Genomic DNA, 17,712 nt, shown 5'->3' on the forward strand with positions numbered 1-17,712 from the left:
TCGCGTCAGGGACCGGCTCAGGAGGCGCCCCGGGCGCCTTCCACGTCAGTCCCTCGCGAGCGCCCCAGCCGAGCCCGCAGACCCGTCCGTTCGTCGGCTCCCACCGCGGCCGCGCCGTCCGTGACCGTCTCGTAGACCGAGAGGATGTCCGCCCCGACCCTCGACCAGTCGAAGCGCCGTACATGGGCGCTGCCCCGCGCGCTCAGTTCCGCGCGGCGCTCCGGGTCCCCCAGCAGCCGCACAGCCGCGTCGGCCAGCGCGTCGGCGTTCTCGTTGGCGAACAGCTCGCCCGCCGCGCCCCGGTCGAGGACCTGGGCGAAGGCGTCCAGGTCGGAGGCGAGCACCGGCGCCCCCGCGGACATCGCCTCCACCAGGATGATCCCGAAGCTCTCGCCGCCGGTGTTGGGCGCCACGTACAGGTCGACGCTGCGCAGAAGGCGCGCCTTGTCCTCGTCGCTGACCATTCCGAGGAACTCCACGCGGGAGCGCAGCTCGGCGGGGAGCGTCTCCACGGCCGCCTCCTCGTCGCCCCGTCCGGCGACCAGCAGCCTGGTCCCGGGGCGCGCGGCCAGGATCTTCGGCAGCGCCCTCATGAGGACCGGCAGGCCCTTGCGCGGCTCGTCGATGCGTCCTATGAAGCCGATCGTCTCGCCCTGCCATTCGGACTTGGGCTCGGCCTTCGCGAAGAAGTCGACGTCCACCCCGTTCGGGATCACCACCGCGTCGCCGCCCAGGTGTTCCACCAGCGTGCGCCGGGCGTACTCGCTGACCGCGATGCGCGCGCTGATCTTCTCCAGGGCCGCCTGGAGGATCGCGTACGCGGCGACCATCGCCCGGGAGCGCGGGTTCGAGGTGTGGAAGGTCGCCACGATCGGGCCCTGTGCCGCCCAGCAGGCCAGCAGACCGAGCGACGGCGAGGCCGGCTCATGGATGTGGATCACGTCGAACCGGCCCTCGTGCAGCCAGCGCCGCACCCGGGCCGCACTGAGGAAGCCGAAGTTCAGGCGGGCCACCGAGCCGTTGTAGGGCACCGGGACGGCACGGCCGGCGGAGACGACGTAGGGCGGCAGGGGTGTGTCGTCGTCCGCGGGGGCGAGGACGGAGACCTGGTGTCCCAGACGGATGAAGTAATCGGCCAGATCACGGATGTGGAACTGGACGCCGCCCGGCACGTCCCAGGAGTACGGGCAGACGATGCCGATCCTCACGAGGTCCCCTTCTCGGGCCCAGGAGGAGCCTTGGCTGGATCCAGGTCAGCGAGCCACAGACGCTGCAGCATGTGCCAGTCCTCCGGATGTTCTGCGATCCCCGTGGCGAAGGCGTCTGCCAGCGCCTGTGTCATGACAGACGTCTTCTCGGCCCGGGTACCTGTCTCCGGTACCTCGATCGGGGGATGTACGCGGCCCTGCATCACCGGCGAGTCGTCGTACCAGAGCGTCACGGGGAGCAGCAGCGCCCCTGTCTGCTGGGCGAGCAGCGCAGGTCCCGCGGGCATACGGGCCGTCTCGCCGAAGAAGCCGACCTCGATCCCGGAGGCGGACAGGTCGCGGTCGGCGACCAGGCAGACGAGACCTCCGTCGCGCAGCCGCCGGGCCAGGGTGCCGAACGCGGAGCCGCCGCTGTGCGGGAGCACCTCCATGCCGAGGCCCTCGCGGTAGGCGACGAAGCGGTCGTAGAGCGTCTCCGGCTTGAGTCGCTCGGCGACCGTCGTGAACGGGATCTGCAACTCGGTGGTGACCCAGGCTCCCGCCAGATCCCAGTTGGCCAGGTGGGGCAGCGCGAGGACGACGCCCCGCCCGGCGGCCAGTCCGTCGGTCAGGAAGTGCAGGTCCTTGGGATCGAAGCCGTTCTTCACCCGCTCGACGCTCCAGGCCGGCAGGCGGAAGGATTCCATCCAGTAGCGCAGGTAGGAGCGCATGCCCGCCCGGCTGAGCTCGGCGAGCCGCTCGGGCCCGGCGCCGGGGACCACGCGCGCGTAGTTGCTCTCGAGTCGTTGCACTCCCTTGCCGCGCTGCTTCCAGGCAAGGTCCGCGATGCCGCGGCCGAGCCGCGCGGCGACCGGTTCGGGCAGGGTCTTGACCGTGCTCCAGCCCAGGCCGTAGAGCCCGTCCGTCAAACGCTCCCGAGGACTGGTCACGCCGCCGCCCCGTTCTCCCGGCCGTCCCGCCCGCCGCTCACGTCGCCGCCCCGCTCCCGTGCGAGGCGTTCTCGTCCCGCTGCGCCGCCGCGGCATCCGCCTCGGCCGATTCCCGGCGCACGGTGACCACGCGCTGGATCAGGGTGACGAGGCTGCCGACGGCGACGATCCACAGCGCGATCGGCAGCAGTACCTGGATACCCGGCACGCCGAACTTGTGCAGGCCCGCGAAGCCGGCCGCGACCAGCGAGATCACCAGGCGTTCGGCGCGCTCCACGAGCCCGTTGACCGCGACGGGCAGGCCGATCGACTCGCCGCGGGCCTTGGTGTACGACACCACCTGGCCGCTGGCCAGACAGAAGATCGCGACCGCGCACAGAAGGTTGTTGTCGCCGTCGCCCGCGTACCACAGGGCGAAACCACCGAAGATCGCTCCATCGGCCACCCGGTCGAGCGTGGAGTCCAGGAAGGCGCCCCAGCGGCTGGAGCGGCCGAGCTGGCGCGCCATGTTGCCGTCGACGAGGTCCGAGAACACGAACAGGGTGATGACGACAGTGCCCCAGAAGAACTCGCCCCGGGGGTAGAAGACCAACGCGCCCGCCATCACGCCGGCGGTGCCGATCAACGTGACCGTGTCGGGACTGACGCCCCTGCGGATCAGAAACGCGGCGAACGGTGTGAGGACACGCGTGAAAAATGCACGCGCGTACTTGTTCAGCATGGCCTTCCCGACGGTCGTGTCGCCGCGCGGCCCTGCTGGCCACCGGCGCGCCCATCGTAGCCACGCGCACGCGTGCATGAGCGCCGGGCACCCGCACCGGGAGCATGAGCCGGCCACCGCGTGGGCCAGGACGGATCACGGCGGGCGCGGTACGGAGGGCGGCGGGATCACGTCCTTCGTATGGACGCACCGTGACGGGAGTGCAAAGCTCGAAAGACACCGCGGGCGTCGTCGGAGCCGCCGGCGCCGGGGTACCTCCCCGACCAGGTCCGGCGAGGATCCGTACGTCCGCGCCCACAGTGACCTCACCGTGCACGGGAGGCAAGGCCATGGGCGACAAGGCGAACCCCCACCCCGGAGCCGCCGGCAGGGCAACGGCGGCCGACCACCCCACGTCCGTACGGAATGTGGTGCTGGTCGGCCCCAGCGGATCGGGCAAGACCACTTTGGTGGAGGCTCTCGCGCTGGCAGCGGGAGCGGTGAACCGGGCGGGCCGCGTGGAGGACGGCGGCACCGTCTCGGACTACGACGAGATCGAGCACCGGCAGCAGCGCTCGGTGCAGCTCTCGCTGGTGCCCGTCGACTGGGACGGAATCAAGATCAACCTTCTGGACACTCCTGGATACGCCGACTTCGTCGGGGAGCTCCGGGCCGGTCTGCGAGCCGCGGACGCGGCCCTTTTCGTCGTCTCGGCCTCGGACGGAGTGGACGGTTCGACCCGCATGGTGTGGGACGAGTGCGCGGCCGTCGGCATGCCGCGCGCCATCGTGATCACGCACCTGGAGGCGGCGCGGGCGGACTTCGAGGAGATGACCCGGATCTGCGGCGAGGCGTTCGGAGGCGACGACCCCGACGCCGTCCTGCCGTTGTACCTGCCGCTGCACGGCCCGCAGGCACCTGACGGGCACGCGCCCGTGACCGGACTGACCGGGCTGCTGACGCAGAAGCTCTTCGACTACGCGTCCGGCGAGCGCAAGGAGTCCGAGCCCGGGCCGGACCAGCTGCCCCCGATCCAGGAGGCACGCAACCGGCTGATCGAGGGGATCATCGCGGAGAGCGAGGACGAGACCCTCATGGACCGCTATCTGGGCGGCGAGGAGATCGACCTGGACAGCCTGGTGCAGGACCTGGAGCGAGCCGTCGCGCGCGGTACGTTCTTCCCGGTCCTGGCCGCCGCGCCCGCCACCGACGGTGGCCGCCAGGGGCTCGGCACCGTCGAACTCCTCGAGCTGGTCGGGGGCGGGTTCCCGACTCCCCTGGAGCGCGAGGCGCTCGCCGTCAGCTCGCCGGACGGCAAGCCGCGCGAGCTCGCGCTCTGCGACCCCGGCGGACCGCTCGTGGCGGAGGTCGTCAAGACGTCGTCCGATCCCTATGTGGGCCGGGTCTCGCTGGTCCGGGTGTTCTCCGGCACACTGCGTCCCGACGAGACGGTGCATGTGTCCGGGCACGGACTGGCCGATCGCGGCCACGAGGACCACGACGTCGACGAGCGCATCGGCGCCCTGTCCGCGCCCTTCGGCAAACAGCAGCGTCCCCTCTCGCACTGCATCGCGGGCGACCTCGCGTGCGTGGCGAAGCTGAACAGAGCCGAGACGGGGGACACGCTTTCGGCCAAGGACGACCCGCTGCTCCTGAATCCCTGGGAGATGCCCGATCCGCTCCTGCCGCTCGCCATCCAGGCGCACAGCAAGGCGGACGAGGACAAGCTCAGCCAGGGACTCTCCCGGCTGGTCGCCGAGGACCCGACCATGCGGCTGGAGCAGAACCAGGACACCCATCAGGTGGTGCTCTGGTGCCTGGGCGAGGCGCACGCGGACGTGGCCCTGGAGCGGCTGCGCAGCCGCTACGGCGTCCAGGTCGACGTGGTCCCGCACAAGGTCTCCCTGCGGGAGACGTTCGCGGGCAGGTCCACCGGGCGCGGCCGTCATGTGAAGCAGTCCGGCGGGCACGGTCAGTACGCGATCTGCGAGATCGAGGTCGAGCCGCTGCCCGGCGGCTCGGGCATCGAGTTCGTCGACAAGGTGGTCGGGGGGGCCGTCCCCCGGCAGTTCATCCCGTCCGTCGAGAAGGGCGTCCGCGCCCAGGCCGCCAAGGGCGTGGCCGTCGGTCACCCGCTCGTCGACGTCCGGATCACGCTCCTCGACGGCAAGGCGCACTCCGTGGACTCCTCCGACGCCGCGTTCCAGACGGCCGGCGCGCTCGCCCTGCGCGAGGCGGCAGCCGACACGACGATCCACCTCCTGGAACCCGTCGCCGAGGTGTCGGTGCTCGTCGGCGACGACTACGTCGGCGCCGTGATGAGCGACCTGTCGGGGCGGCGCGGCCGGGTGCTGGGCACCGAGCAGACCAGCGGCGGCCGCACCCTCGTACGGGCCGAGGTGCCGGAGATCGAGATCGGCCGGTACGCGGTCGATCTGCGTTCCCTCTCGCACGGCACGGCGCGCTTCAGCCGCTCCTACGCGCGGCACGAACCCATGCCGCCGCAACTGGCGGTGAAGATCCGCGAACAGATGCGGGACGCCTCGTAGTCGTCCCGGTGTTTCCCGAGTCCCCTCGGCGGGCGGCTTCTTGGCCGTCCGCCGACGGATGTCGGTGCCTGCCGATAGGCTGATCACCTGATCACGTCGAGGCGCGATCAGTGCGATGGCCTGTTCAACAGGTGTGCGGAGCAAGGAAGTCGGGAAGGCCGCAGGAGCGGGTTCGGCGGCGAGGGGGCGGCAGTGACGGACGGATTCGATTTCAGCCCCGGGGCCCAGGTGCCTCTCTCGGGCTCCGCGGGCCAGACGGCGGCGACCTACGCGCTGGCCTCGGCGGCCTACCGGGACGCGAGCGTCGAGAAGATCCTCGACGCCAACAACGAATGGCACGAGTCGGCCGTCACCCCCGGCCGCTCGTGGGCGAAGATATTCCGTCCCAACCTCGGTGAGGCTTTCTCACTTGCGGTGCGGGACCGCATGCTGGGCGCCAACCGCAAGCCGCTCATCCAGTCCTTCGGCACCGAGCCGCAGGTGGTCGTGGAGCACTGCCTGGCCGCCCACCGCATCCGCAGGGAGCGCGACAACTGGCTCTCGGCGGTGACGGTGCTGTGCGGAGTGCTGTTCCTGCCGGGGATGCTGGTGTGGCTGCTGGTCTTCCAGATCCGCGCCACCGTCGCCAAACGCGACGGCAGGCGCAGCACCGCCCTCGGCTCGTCGCTGCTGGTCGCCGTGGGCGCCCTCGCCGTGATCTTCCTGATCCGCATGCCGTTCACGGGCTTCTGGGCGTGGTACGCACGTGCCTCGGTGGTCATGCCGGTCGTGGGCTGGTTCTGGGCCAAGCAGATCTGCGAGCGCACGGCACAGGACCTGCGCGACCGCTGGGACAGCCTGCTCGCCGGCGGCGGCCTCGGCGCCAAGATCCCCGAGGCGGTGCCCGGCAGCCCCGGTGAGACGTCCGCCGAGCGGCTGCGCCAGGCGCTGGCCCGGCTCAGCGCCGAGCAGCAGTCCAACTCCGTCTTCTACGCCGGGCCCAAGGGCATCCTCGGCATGGGCACCCGCTGGGGCAGCTGGCAGCTCGCCGAGGACCTCGTGCCGCGTGAGAAGGACAAGGAGATCCACCCCTTCCGCAGCTGGGACGTGATCAAGGCCATCCACGACCAGCTGCGGATGCTGGAGCGCGGCCCGCTCAACACCGGCGGTTTCCCGACCCCTTCGATACGTCACTGGGTGGTCAGCCCCATCGGCGAGAAGGCGAAGGAGGTGTCCCGTCCCAAGGGCACGGACGTGGACGCCTACCAGGTCAAACCCCACGCGATACAGGAGATCTGCAACAAGCAGCAGTTCGGCAGCGGTGAGCGGCACTACCTGGGGGTCCAGTGGACGCTCTGGGACGGCCAGTTGATCATCACCATGCTGATCACGGTGACGGTGCTGCACGAGACGCTGCGCATCGAGGTCACCGGGCACGCGCTGGGCCCGGTGCACTCCCTGTTCACGTCGAAGCCCGAGGCGCCGACCAAGAAGGTGCAGAAGCAGGTCAGGTTCTGGGAGACGCGCGAGGTGAAGCTCCCGCTCGTCGACACGGACGAGGTGGTGCGCCTCGCGGTGCGCGCTCCCCTCACCGGGTACCCGCCGGTGCTGAACTGGCTCGGCGGTTCGCTGACCCTGCCCGAGCCCTTCGGTCTGCGTCACGCGTGGGCGGACCAGCCATGGCGGCACCGCTTCATGGCGGACGACGCGCTGCGCGCCGCCACACCGGTGCTTCGGGTGGTGCATGCGGCCGCGATCCGGGTGCTGGAGGAGAACGGCGTGGACACGGAGAAGTTCGGCACACGGTCGTCGTTCCTCAGTACGCAGGTGCAGGACACGATGCCGAGGAAGGCCGACGTCTACGACGCGTAGTGCGCGGGAGGTGAGCCGGTCCATGCCACGGGCCGGCCGTCACTGGGGACCGACGCCGCGGACCCCCGCTCCGGCCTGAACGGCCTCGTCCTCAAGCCCCCCGACGACCGGCAGAACACGACGGGCTGAGTCAACCGGGTCCCAGACGGGGCCTCAGACCGCGGGCCACGCCTCCGCCAGCATCTTCCTGGTGTCCGCCAGCAGCTGCGGCAGCACCCTGGTGTGGCCGATCACCGGCATGAAGTTCGTGTCGCCGCCCCAGCGGGGGACGATGTGTTGGTGCAGATGGGCGGCGATGCCCGCGCCGGCCACCGCGCCCTGGTTCATGCCGATGTTGAAGCCGTGGGCGCCGGACGCGGTGCGCAGGGCGGTCATGGCCTGCTTGGTCAGCTCGGCGAGTTCCACGGTCTCCGGACCGGTCAAATCCGTGTAGTCGGCGACGTGGCGGTAGGGCACGACCATCAGATGGCCGCCGTTGTACGGGTACAGGTTGAGCACCGCGTACACCTGCTCGCCGCGCTTGACGATCAGTCCGTCCTCGTCGGACTTGGCCGGGATGGAGCAGAACGGGCAGCCGTCACCGGCCCCAGGACCGGTCGGCTTGTTCTCGCCCTGGATGTACGCCATCCGGTGAGGCGTCCACAGGCGCTGGAAGGCGTCCTGCGTGCCCACTCCGATCTGCTGTTCCGGCTCACTCGTCATGCTGTGCAGCATATGGCTTCGCCCGTTCGCGGCGTGTCGGCAGGGCACGGGCAAATCCGCCGGGGGCGAAGCTGAGCCGGTGGACGACGACAGCCTCACTGCGCGCTGGGAGCGGCGGGCTGGGACCCCGCTCGCGGTGGCCTCAGTGCTCTATATCACCTCGCACGCGGTGCGCGTCCTCGGCCATGGCTGCCCGAGCCGGTGCGCCATCTGTGCCTGGCGCTGACCTGCGCAAGCTGGGCGTGTTCGTCGTCGACTACGCGGTGCGCCGGCGCCAGAGCGGTCAAGGGCTCCACTTCGTCCACCGGCACTGGCTGGACTCGGTGGTCGTGCTGCTGCCCCTGCTGCGGCCGGTCCGCATCGTACGGGTCCACGACGCCGTGCAGCGCCGCCACGGACATCCCCCGCGGATGTCCCTGCAGGGCCGGGTGATGCTGTACGCGGGAATGTCGGCGGTGCTGCTCGGCTTCACCGCCGCTCTCACCGTCTACGACCTGGAGCGCACGGCCCCGCACACGACGATCCACACGTTCGGCGACTCACTGTGGTGGGCCGTCTCCACGCTGTCGACCGTGGGCTACGGCGACTCCGTCCCGGTGACACCGGCCGGGCGGCTGGTCGCGACGGGCCTGATGGGCTGCGGACTCGGTCTGCTGGGCGCGGTGGCGGGATCGTTCTCGTCATGGCTGATGCAGGCGTTCTCGCGGCGCGACGACGGCGGAGGGCCCCCGGGGAGCTGAACCCGGGGGCCCTCCGGCAGGTCTCCGTCAGATCTGCGCCCGCTCCTCGACCACCTTCGCGATCTTCGCGATGGCCTCGTCGAACGGGATGCCGTTCTCCTGGGAGCCGTCCCGGTAGCGGAAGGAGACCGACTCGGCCGACATGTCCTCGTCGCCCGCGATGACCATGAAGGGCACCTTCTGCTTCTGGGCGTTGCGGATCTTCTTCTGCATACGGTCCGATGACGAGTCCACCTCGACGCGCAGCCCCTTCTTGCGGGCCGCCGCGGCGAACTTCTCCAGGTACTCCACGTGCGCGTCGCCGATCGGGATGCCGACCGCCTGCACCGGGGCCAGCCAGGCCGGGAACGCGCCCGCGTAGTGCTCCAGGAGCACCGCGAAGAAGCGCTCGATCGAGCCGAAGAGAGCCCGGTGGATCATGACCGGGCGCTGCTTGGAGCCGTCGGGCCCGGTGTATTCGAGGTTGAAGCGCTCGGGCAGGTTGAAGTCCAGCTGGACCGTCGACATCTGCCAGGTGCGGCCGATGGCGTCCTTGGCCTGGACCGAGATCTTCGGCCCGTAGAAGGCCGCGCCGCCCGGGTCGGGGACCAGCGGGAGGCCCTGCTTCTCGGCGACCTGCCGCAGGGTCTCGGTGGCCTCCTCCCAGGCCTCGTCGGAGCCGACGAACTTCTCCGGGTCCTTGGTGGAGAGCTCGAGGTAGAAGTCGGTGAGGCCGTAGTCGCGCAGCAGGTTCAGCACGAACGTGAGCGTCTTGTCGAGCTCGTCGGCCATCTGCTCGCGGGTGCAGTAGATGTGCGCGTCGTCCTGGGTGAAACCGCGGGCGCGGGTCAGGCCGTGCACGACGCCCGACTTCTCGTACCGGTACACGGTCCCGAACTCGAAGAGGCGCAGCGGCAGTTCACGGTAGGAGCGGCCGCGCGCGTCGAAGATCAGGTTGTGCATCGGGCAGTTCATGGGCTTGAGGTAGTAGTCCACGCCCTCGTCGAGCTGCATGGGCGGGTACATGCCGTCGGCGTACCAGTCCAGGTGCCCCGAGGTCTCGAAGAGCTTCCCCTTCGTCGCGTGCGGGGTGTAGACGAACTCGTAGCCCTCTTCCTCGTGACGGCGGCGCGAGTAGTCCTCCATCACCCTGCGGACGATGCCGCCCTTGGGGTGAAAGACGGCGAGGCCGGAGCCGATCTGCTCCGGGATGGAGAACAGGTCCAGCTCGCTGCCCAGCTTGCGGTGGTCGCGCTTCTCCGCCTCGGCGAGGAAGTCCAGGTACTCCTTCAGCTCGTCCTTGGACGGCCAGGCGGTGCCGTAGATGCGCTGGAGCATCGGGTTCTTCTCGCTGCCGCGCCAGTACGCGGCCGCGTTGCGCATCAGCTTGAACGCCGGGATGTTCCGGGTGGAGGGCAGGTGGGGACCGCGGCACAGGTCCTTCCAGCACAGCTCGCCGGTCTTGGCGTCCAGGTTGTCGTAGATCGTCAGCTCGCCCGCGCCGACCTCGACGTCCGCGCCGTCCTCGCTGGACGCCGAGCCCTTGAGGCCGATCAGCTCCAGCTTGTACGGCTCGTCCGCCAGTTCCTCGCGGGCGGCCTCGTCGGTGACGACGCGGCGCGAGAAGCGCTGGCCGCGCTTCTGGATCTCCTGCATCTTCTTCTCGACGGCCTTGAGATCCTCGGGCGTGAACGGCTTCTCGACGTCGAAGTCGTAGTAGAAGCCGTCCCTGACCGGCGGGCCGATGCCCAGCTTGGCCTCGGGGAACAGCTCCTGCACGGCCTGGGCCATGACGTGCGCGGTGGAGTGGCGCAGGATGTTCAGACCGTCCTCGGAGGAGATCTCGACACCCTCGACGGTCTCGCCGTCCTTCACCTCGTAGGCGAGGTCCTTCAGGTCACCGCCGATACGCGCGGCGATGATCGAGCGCTCGCCGGCGAAGAGATCGGCGGCCGTGGTGCCCGTCGTCACCGTGCGCTCTTCCCGGTCGGAATCGCGTTGGATGATCACACGGACGTCTGACACCGGTCTCTCCTGACTGCAGGCGGGTGCGGCGCCATACCTGGAGCGCGCGCATGACTGGGATCGTACCGACCCGGCCCCGCCCTCCGCGAAAGGGTTGTCGTCAGTCCCCGCCGCAGGCCTCTTCGAAGAAGTCCAGATTCTCCTGCAGCGACTTCATCAGCCGGTCCCGCTCGGCCTCGTCGACCTGGACCGGCGCCACCCCGGACGGCGCGACGAGACGCCGGAACCCGCCCCGGCTCTCCAGCCGCCCGTGCACCCGCACCGGCAACCCGATGAGATGGGCGTGGCCCGCAATCCGGTACGCCTCCTCGTCCAGGGTCATCCGGACGTGGGGCACCTCGGCGCCGGCGATGACCCGCAGCCGCACGGTCCCCTCACCGCGCGGTCCCGACCTGCGCAGACGGACGACGGCCCCGGTGATCCGCACCGGCACGGACGGCTCCTCCCGCTGGTAGCGCGCCGAGGCCTCACGCAGCACGGGCAGGTCGCCGGGCGAGAACTCCACCGGTTCGGCGGGCGCCGCGCAGCCCTCGGGGACACCTGCGGCGGGCGCCCACTCCACGGCGATCCGGGCACCCTCGGATCCGCGTACGAGGGCGACCAGCGCCTCGGTCAGCTCATGGCTCACGCCCGCCTCGACCGCGGCGTCGAAGGCGTCCATCCCGCCGGTGGCCCGCCCGTAGTCGATGGCCTCCCGGGCCGCGTACAGGGCCTGGTGCAGTCGCACGGCCAGCGGCCTGCCGGTGGACGCGGGCACGAACGCGGTGAGCCTGCGGCCGCCCGGGGCCGCGCCGACCAGGACGGGTTCCAGGGACGCGGCGGCGGGCCTGCGGTGCCGGGCGCCGTAGTAGCCGGCACGCGCGCGTGTGGCGAGCGCGCCCGCCATCAGCATCTGGCGGGCGGCGGTGCGCAGCTGGTCCTCGACGGCCCAGGGCGCCGAGCCCGCCGGCCCCGAGGGAACGTCCCGCCACCAGTGGATCTCGTCGCTGGGCACGGCGAGCCCCACCAGCACGTCGCGCGCCGCGGGCGAGCCGCTGCGGTACAGGGCGACGAGGGCTTCGCCTATGAGGTCGTCGCTGTCCGGGAAGGCCCGGTTCTCCGGGACCAGCAGGCTCGTACGGCCGTTGCCCGGGCCGGGTGGGGTCCAGCGGCCGTAGCGCCCGGCGGCTCCACCACGGCGCTGCCAGCCGTGGCGGTGCAGAAGGGCGCTGAGTACGGCGGGGTCAACCTGGTCGGGCGCGGGCGGCTGGTTCCACAGCGGTTCGGCCGGGTGCGGCCGGACGGCGCGGGCCGACTCGTCAAGGGGACGGTGTATCACGGTCTGCCTCCCGTTCCGACCCGGGTCATGATCTCGCACAGCGCGCGGTCGTCGAAGATGCGTGAAGTGGGAATGCGCACGGTGGTGCGGCGCCGGCCTGTGATCGGGTGTCCTGCCAGGTTGACCCAGTAGCAGCAGTGCCGCAGGTCGAGCCGGTCGTGCCCGGCCCGCAGCCATTGCTCCTGAGACCGCGGGACGATCATCACGACCAGGATCTTGTGCACGGAGACCGGGGTGCGGGCGAGCTTCGCCAGGTGCGCGTTGTCGAGCGTGAAGGAGAAGGAGCGCCCCGGCGGGTTCGGCGGGATCTGGTAGGTCGCCTTGAGCTGCACCTTGATGGTGACCTCGTCGTCCACCGTGTGGCCGGGTGCGCTGTGGCTGACGTGCCAGTCGATGCCGTTGTCCGGAAAGGGCTGCGACAGCGAACAGCCGGCCGCGGCCGCGACCGCGTGCAGATAACCCACCTGCAAGGTCTCCATGCAGGCGGTGGTGGCGAGGGTGCCGCGACGGGTTGCCGTCCTCTCGGGCAGCAGCCCGCCCCGTTCGGGCTGCGCTATCGCCATGACCAAAAGCCTTCCCAGCCAGGTGAGTCCCCGTGACGGGCCCGTGAACAGCAAAGACCCGTACTCCTGTTGTCTCCTTCCGGCGTACGGCGCAAACGGCCCGGGTATCACCAAACAGGCAGAAGACGGTACGTCAGCTGCCAAGGGTGAACGAGGAGTTGTGTACGCATGACGTGCTGGTACGAGGGGCCTCTGGCCGCGTTCGATACAGAGACGACGGGCGTGGACGTCGAGACCGACCGGATCGTGTCGGCCGCCGTCGTCGTCCAGGACACCCCGGGAGCCCGGCCGCGGGTGAACCGCTGGCTGGTGAACCCGGGTGTGCCGGTGCCCGCCGAGGCGACGGCGGTGCACGGGCTGACGGAGGAGTATCTGCAGCGCAACGGCCGCTGGCCGTCGCCTGTGATGGACGAGATAGCGAGGGAGCTGAGCGAGCAGGCCACGGTGGGCCGGCCGCTGGTGGTGATGAACGCGCCGTTCGATCTGACCTTGCTCGACCGGGAGTTGCGCCGGCATCGTGCGTCCTCGATCGAGCGGTGGTTCGCGTCGGCTCCGCTGCTGGTACTGGACCCTCGGGTCCTGGACAAGCATCTGGACCGGTACCGCAAGGGCCGCCGCACGCTCACCGACCTGTGCGCGCACTACGAGGTCGTACTGGACGGAGCGCATGACGCGGCTGCGGACGCGGTGGCGGCCCTGGAGGTGGTACGGGCCCTGGGACGTCGTTTCGCCGGCCGTCTGGAACGGCTGACTCCGCCCGAACTGCACACGCTGCAGACCGGGTGGCACGCGGCGCAGGCGCACGGGTTGCAGGCGTGGTTCGCGCGCAGCGGCACGGACGAGCTGGTGGACCCGGCCTGGCCGGTGCGTCCGGAGCTGCCGGCCGCCGCCTGAACATGTCACGGGAGGCCGCAGGACACCTCATGACATGCGAAAAGCCGGTCCGTCGATGACGGACCGGCCATTTCCGGGTGGGCGATACTGGGTTCGAACCAGTGACCTCTTCGGTGTGAACGAAGCGCTCTCCCACTGAGCTAATCGCCCGGGAACGCACTGAACAATACAGGTCCCGGCGGGCTTCCTTCAAACTGCTTCGAGGTACGCCACCAGTCCGCGCCGCCCGGCCCGCGTCATCAGCCGGTGGTTGGCCCGGAAGAACGGGCGTCCCGGCACGGCGAACCGCCTGAGCAGCGGCTTGTGCACGTCGACCACCTGCTCGTAGTCGGCGTGCGAGCCGCGGGCGGTGGCGGTGACCGTCCAGCGGGCCCAGCCGTCGATGTCGCCGGACATCGCGATCTGCAGTATCCGGGCGGCGGGATCCTGCCGCATCCGGCGTGCGGTGAAGGTGATGTCGTACGGGAGCAGGGAGCGGATGGAGATCACGGCGCTGTCGTCGTCGATCCGGTGCACCGTGCGCACCTGCGGCCACCACCGCGGATAGTCCTCGGCCTGTTCCAGCACGGCGTAGGCCCGATCGGGCGGGACGGGCAGCGCCCATACGCTGCGGAAGCGGTAGTGGTTCCAGTCCATGGGCCGAGTGTGCCGGTCCGTGAAGCGCGGCGGTACGGATCCGGAGGGATGCGGGCAACCGCCCTCGTCCCCTCACAGGTGGCACGCGCGGCGCGGGGGGCGTGGCCCATCCGCCGCTTCCGCCCGAGGAGTTACCGGACCCTCGACGCCGGACGGCGGCCGGCCCCGACGCAACCTGCGCTCACCGGCTTTGGGCGCCGGGCGGCGCTGGAACGCGTGCGCTCAGGGGCTTGTGGCACCTCGTCAGCCACCAAGTGCCGGGCCTCTCGAAGGCGGAGTCCGTGGACCGAAACGGGACCGGAACCGAACCAGAAGTCGCTCGTCCTCGAATTCCCCGCACTCGGCTGTGACTTGAGGTCGTGCCAGACATCGCCGTACTGGTTCCGTAGAAATCCGGCGAAATCCGACGGTGTTTCGGAATTCGCACGGAGGATTTCCGACCATAGGGCGCTTTTGTCATGAATCCATTCCGTGTGATACCCGGCATTCGGGCCGACACGCATACCACGGGAACACCGGAGACGCGAGCCGCCGGGCCGGACACACGACGAGGGCGGCATGACACACGGTGACTGTATGTGCACGCCGCCCTCGATACTGTGGGCGATACTGGGTTCGAACCAGTGACCTCTTCGGTGTGAACGAAGCGCTCTCCCGCTGAGCTAATCGCCCGGGCGCAGGAAGAAGATTACCCCATGTCAGGGGGTGCCTCCGACACGGTGACCACAGCCACCGGATCACTCTTCCCTGATGTTCCAGGGCATCGCGACGCCGAACTTCCAGAAGTAGATGCCGACGAGCCCGCACACGATCACCGTGCCGGCCGTCGTCAGGATGATGTTGCGGCGGCGCACCCTGGGGTCGAGTGCACGCTCTGCCGCCTCGGTGACCTTCCGCTTCGTCCAGCGGAGCACCAGCTGGGCCCAGACGAACTCGGTCGCCCAGATCGCCATGCCGGCGAAGATCACCAGCCAGCCCGGCCCGGGCAGCGGAAGCAGGATCAGGCCGCCGACGACCACCGCGAGGCCGACCAGGAAAACGCCCACCTGCCAGCTGCGATGCAGCGCCGGTCGCACCTTGATGAATGCGGGCGCCCGCGAACCGAGGCCCGGCCCGGCTTTCGATTCCTGCCCGGCAACGGCGATCTTGCCTTGTTCGTCACTCCCCGTATCCACACGAACAAACCCTACCCGAGAGAAACCGGTCACCAGAATGGCCGTATGGTGCGAAACATGTCTCCGCCGGACGAGCTACGTAAAGACAGGCAAAACTCTCAGAGGGGTTTACAACGGCACCGTAGGTGGCATGTCGATTTCGCCGACGTGCGAATCCCCGAGCGCACACTGAGCGAAAGGCCCTGGCGCTTATGAACACCACGGTCAGCTGCGAGCTGCACCTGCGCCTCGTTGTGTCGAGCGAGTCCTCACTGCCTGTTCCCGCGGGACTGCGGTATGACACGGCCGATCCCTATGCCGTGCACGCCACCTTCCACACCGGAGCCGAGGAGACCGTCGAGTGGGTGTTCGCCCGCGACCTCCTCGCCGAGGGCCTGCACCGGCCCACAGGGACCGGCGACGTCCGCGTCTGGCCGTCCCGGAGCCATGGTCAGGGCGTCGTCTGCATCGCCCTGAGTTCCCCTGAGGGCGAGGCCCTGCTCGAGGCCCCGGCGCGGGCCCTCGAATCGTTCCTGAAGCGAACCGATGCGGCCGTGCCCCCCGGCACGGAGCACCGTCACTTCGATCTCGACACGGAGCTTTCCCACATCCTTGCCGAGAGCTAGCGACACCTCGAACCGCCCGGCGCCGTCCACTCGGGGAGACGGCTCGGGCCATGACAACCGCATACGGCACACCCGGGCGCCGTCGCCGCGAGCTCTTGCGGAGACGGCGCTTCAGTCACCTACGGACGGTGACGGCCATGCGCAGGCCGTGGTGGGGTGCGCTGCGGCGGGTGCCGCGGAGGTTTCCGCCCGGTCCGGCGGGTGCGGAACCGCGCCACCGCGCGCCTGCGCTATCGAGAGTGCCTCGTGGGCCGAGAAGCGCGTGCGGCCCTCCTGCGCGCCTGCGGCGGGCTTCCGCGCGCAGCGGTCCTTCCACGCCTGCGGCGGTCTTTCCCGCGCGTGCGGCAATCCTTCCACGGCTGGGACGGCCTCCACGGCTGGGACGGCCTCCACACCTGCGTGGCCACTGCGCGCGGGCTTCCGTCGGGCTGCGGTCTTCCGAGCGCGCCGCAGCCCGACCCCGCGCGTGCAGCGCCCTCCGCGGACGCCGGGGCCTACTCCGCGGAACGCGCGGACTCCCGCGCGCGCCGCGGCCCCTCCGCGCGTGCCGCGGGCTTCCACGGGCACCAGGCCGTGGCGGGGGCCGGGGAGGCCGCGGGGGAGGCGGAGATGCCCCAGGGGGAAGTCGAGATGGTCACGGCACGGAGAAGCCGGCGAGGTCGCGCAGGGAGCCACGGAAGCCGCCGGCGTCGGCGGGGCGCCGTCCCCGACGAAGGCCGGAGCGACGTCGTGGCGCTCGCCGAAGCTCCCGGCACGCGCGGGGCGGGGCTGCCGCGCACGGGAGGCGGGCGGGGAGACCGCAGAGGAAGCCCGGGAGGCTGCGGAGACGTCGCGGAGAGCCGGGATGAGGTCCCGGAGGGAGCGGGCCATGGCGGGCGCGCAGGGAGTCACGGAAGCCGCCGGCGTCGACGGGGCGCCGTCCCGACGAAGGCCGGGGCGACGTCGTGGCGCCCGCGGCACGCGCGGGGCGGGGCTGCCGCGCACGGGAGGGGATCGGCGAGACCGCGGAGGAAGCCCGGAAGCCTGCGGAGACGTCGCGGGGAGCCGGGATGAGGTCCCGGAGGGAGCGAGCCATGGTGGGCGCGGACGTAGTCACGGAAGCGGCGGACGTCGACGGGGTGCCGTCCCGGCGAAGCCCTCCGGAGCCTCCCGGCTCCCTCCGCGCTCTCCCGCGCTCCCTCCCCCTCCCCGTTCGCCGTGAGCCGCTAGGCTCGGCCAGCATCGGCGGGCGCCCGCCCGACCCCCAGGCCAGGGAGCGACACGTGCTGATCACCCACGACACCCGGTGCGCGCTCGACCTCGTGGTCGATCTGGTGAACACCACACCCGAGGGTGCGGAGACGGACGGGCTCCCGGATGTCACCGCCCTCGACGCCTTCGCACGCGAGCACGACCTGAGCGACGTCGGCGTCCTCTCGGAGTTCGACCTCTCGGCCGTGCGCAAGATCCGCGGGCGGTTCGCCGCGATCTTCGCCGCGACGGACGCCAGGACGGCAGCCGGGCTGATCAACGATCTGGTCGCCGCCGCGGGGACTACGCCCCGGCTGACGGACCACGACGGCTACGACTGGCATGTGCACTACTTCGCCCCGGGCGCCTCGGTGACCGACCACATCGCCGCGGACTGCGGGATGGCGCTGGCCTTCTTCGTGGTCGCCGGTGAGCAGGAGCGGCTGCGCCGCTGCGAGGCGCCGGACTGCCGGCGCGCCTTCGTCGACCTCTCCCGCAACCGCTCGCGCCGCTACTGCGACAGCCGTACCTGTGGGAACCGGCTGCACGTGGCCGCGTACCGGGCGCGCCGCAAGGAAGCCGCGGGCTGAGCGGAGCGGCACTGCCGC

At 70.7% G+C, this 17,712-nt stretch carries 15 protein-coding genes and 2 tRNA genes; 6 read left to right on the forward strand and 11 right to left on the reverse strand.

The features are described from left to right. Positions 1 to 17 precede the first annotated feature (17 nt). From ABZ904_RS00720 to pgsA, 3 genes are read right to left on the reverse strand one after another with little or no spacing between them, the layout of a single operon-like run. The gene (locus ABZ904_RS00720; protein ID WP_361820331.1) at positions 18 to 1,208 is read right to left on the reverse strand and encodes a glycosyltransferase family 4 protein; all 1,191 of its coding nucleotides are present in this window, start codon (positions 1,206 to 1,208) and stop codon (positions 18 to 20) included. After that, on the reverse strand, positions 1,205 to 2,137 hold the full coding sequence (locus tag ABZ904_RS00725; protein ID WP_360991948.1) for a phosphatidylinositol mannoside acyltransferase: 933 nt from the start codon (positions 2,135 to 2,137) through the stop codon (positions 1,205 to 1,207). The genes ABZ904_RS00720 and ABZ904_RS00725 overlap by 4 nt, the downstream gene beginning before the upstream one ends. A gap of 37 nt (positions 2,138 to 2,174) precedes the next feature. Beyond that, complete coding sequence (pgsA, locus tag ABZ904_RS00730; protein ID WP_359389973.1) at positions 2,175 to 2,858, reverse strand: phosphatidylinositol phosphate synthase; 684 nt, start codon at positions 2,856 to 2,858, stop codon at positions 2,175 to 2,177. Positions 2,859 to 3,187: 329 nt separating this feature from the next. Here pgsA and ABZ904_RS00735 point away from each other — a divergent pair, with 329 nt between their 5' ends. Together ABZ904_RS00735 and ABZ904_RS00740 are read left to right on the forward strand one after the other, a co-directional pair. After that, positions 3,188 to 5,386, forward strand: coding sequence for an elongation factor G-like protein EF-G2 (locus ABZ904_RS00735; protein WP_359389971.1), 2,199 nt, complete (start codon positions 3,188 to 3,190; stop codon positions 5,384 to 5,386). Positions 5,387 to 5,578: 192 nt separating this feature from the next. Further along, positions 5,579 to 7,237: a hypothetical protein gene (locus ABZ904_RS00740; RefSeq protein WP_359389968.1), complete on the forward strand. Its 1,659-nt coding sequence runs from the start codon at positions 5,579 to 5,581 to the stop codon at positions 7,235 to 7,237. Between the two features lie 153 nt (positions 7,238 to 7,390). On the opposite strand, the gene ABZ904_RS00745 is transcribed toward ABZ904_RS00740, so the two are convergent. Further along, the gene (locus tag ABZ904_RS00745) at positions 7,391 to 7,951 is read right to left on the reverse strand and encodes an HIT domain-containing protein (RefSeq protein ID WP_359389965.1); all 561 of its coding nucleotides are present in this window, start codon (positions 7,949 to 7,951) and stop codon (positions 7,391 to 7,393) included. Positions 7,952 to 8,151: 200 nt separating this feature from the next. Between ABZ904_RS00745 and ABZ904_RS00750 the strand changes: the two genes are divergently transcribed. Continuing rightward, a complete protein-coding gene (locus tag ABZ904_RS00750; RefSeq protein WP_361820337.1) occupies positions 8,152 to 8,679 on the forward strand; it encodes an ion channel in 528 nt (175 codons plus the stop codon). A 27-nt stretch (positions 8,680 to 8,706) separates the two neighbouring features. On the opposite strand, the gene thrS is transcribed toward ABZ904_RS00750, so the two are convergent. From thrS to ABZ904_RS00765, 3 genes are all read right to left on the reverse strand, one after another. Next, positions 8,707 to 10,683, reverse strand: coding sequence for a threonine--tRNA ligase (thrS, locus tag ABZ904_RS00755; protein WP_361820340.1), 1,977 nt, complete (start codon positions 10,681 to 10,683; stop codon positions 8,707 to 8,709). Positions 10,684 to 10,783: 100 nt separating this feature from the next. Continuing rightward, entirely contained in the window at positions 10,784 to 12,001 is a 1,218-nt protein-coding gene (locus tag ABZ904_RS00760) for a hypothetical protein (RefSeq protein WP_361820343.1), read from the reverse strand. Then, positions 11,998 to 12,564, reverse strand: a complete 567-nt coding sequence (locus tag ABZ904_RS00765) for a DUF4365 domain-containing protein (RefSeq protein ID WP_359389955.1) — start codon at positions 12,562 to 12,564, stop codon at positions 11,998 to 12,000. Before ABZ904_RS00765 ends, ABZ904_RS00760 begins: the two co-directional genes overlap by 4 nt. A gap of 168 nt (positions 12,565 to 12,732) precedes the next feature. Here ABZ904_RS00765 and ABZ904_RS00770 point away from each other — a divergent pair, with 168 nt between their 5' ends. Next, positions 12,733 to 13,458, forward strand: coding sequence for a 3'-5' exonuclease (locus ABZ904_RS00770; protein ID WP_359389953.1), 726 nt, complete (start codon positions 12,733 to 12,735; stop codon positions 13,456 to 13,458). A 78-nt stretch (positions 13,459 to 13,536) separates the two neighbouring features. Here ABZ904_RS00770 and ABZ904_RS00775 read toward each other — a convergent pair. From ABZ904_RS00775 to ABZ904_RS00790, 4 genes are all read right to left on the reverse strand, one after another. Further along, a tRNA-Val gene (locus ABZ904_RS00775) sits at positions 13,537 to 13,608 on the reverse strand. Positions 13,609 to 13,647: 39 nt separating this feature from the next. Then, positions 13,648 to 14,094 carry an SRPBCC family protein gene (locus ABZ904_RS00780; protein WP_359389950.1) on the reverse strand — a complete coding sequence of 149 codons (447 nt, stop codon included), beginning with the start codon at positions 14,092 to 14,094 and terminating at the stop codon, positions 13,648 to 13,650. Between the two features lie 600 nt (positions 14,095 to 14,694). Continuing rightward, positions 14,695 to 14,766 (reverse strand) — tRNA-Val (locus ABZ904_RS00785). A gap of 65 nt (positions 14,767 to 14,831) precedes the next feature. Continuing rightward, positions 14,832 to 15,269, reverse strand: coding sequence for a TIGR02611 family protein (locus ABZ904_RS00790; RefSeq protein ID WP_359390253.1), 438 nt, complete (start codon positions 15,267 to 15,269; stop codon positions 14,832 to 14,834). A 191-nt stretch (positions 15,270 to 15,460) separates the two neighbouring features. On the opposite strand from ABZ904_RS00790, the gene ABZ904_RS00795 reads away from it, so the two are divergent. Both ABZ904_RS00795 and ABZ904_RS00800 read left to right on the forward strand, forming a co-directional pair. Further along, positions 15,461 to 15,874 (forward strand): SsgA family sporulation/cell division regulator, encoded by a 414-nt coding sequence (locus ABZ904_RS00795; protein WP_003959770.1) that lies wholly within the window; start codon positions 15,461 to 15,463, stop codon positions 15,872 to 15,874. Between the two features lie 1,262 nt (positions 15,875 to 17,136). Further along, positions 17,137 to 17,694: a CGNR zinc finger domain-containing protein gene (locus ABZ904_RS00800; protein ID WP_359389947.1), complete on the forward strand. Its 558-nt coding sequence runs from the start codon at positions 17,137 to 17,139 to the stop codon at positions 17,692 to 17,694. The last annotated feature ends 18 nt before the right edge of the window (positions 17,695 to 17,712 follow it).

Origin of the sequence: Streptomyces sp. NPDC046900, assembly GCF_040644975.1 — a bacterium.
Taxonomy (GTDB): domain Bacteria; phylum Actinomycetota; class Actinomycetes; order Streptomycetales; family Streptomycetaceae; genus Streptomyces.

Bases quoted from the DNA above. Each gene is read 5' to 3' on its own strand.
- ABZ904_RS00795 (WP_003959770.1), top strand. From the start codon at position 15,461: ATGAACACCACGGTCAGCTGCGAGCTGCACCTGCGCCTCGTTGTGTCG.
- ABZ904_RS00745 (WP_359389965.1), bottom strand. From the start codon at position 7,951: ATGCTGCACAGCATGACGAGTGAGCCGGAACAGCAGATCGGAGTGGGC.
- pgsA (WP_359389973.1), bottom strand. From the start codon at position 2,858: ATGCTGAACAAGTACGCGCGTGCATTTTTCACGCGTGTCCTCACACCG.
- ABZ904_RS00780 (WP_359389950.1), bottom strand. From the start codon at position 14,094: ATGGACTGGAACCACTACCGCTTCCGCAGCGTATGGGCGCTGCCCGTC.
- ABZ904_RS00735 (WP_359389971.1), top strand. From the start codon at position 3,188: ATGGGCGACAAGGCGAACCCCCACCCCGGAGCCGCCGGCAGGGCAACG.
- ABZ904_RS00765 (WP_359389955.1), bottom strand. From the start codon at position 12,564: ATGGCGATAGCGCAGCCCGAACGGGGCGGGCTGCTGCCCGAGAGGACG.
- ABZ904_RS00770 (WP_359389953.1), top strand. From the start codon at position 12,733: ATGACGTGCTGGTACGAGGGGCCTCTGGCCGCGTTCGATACAGAGACG.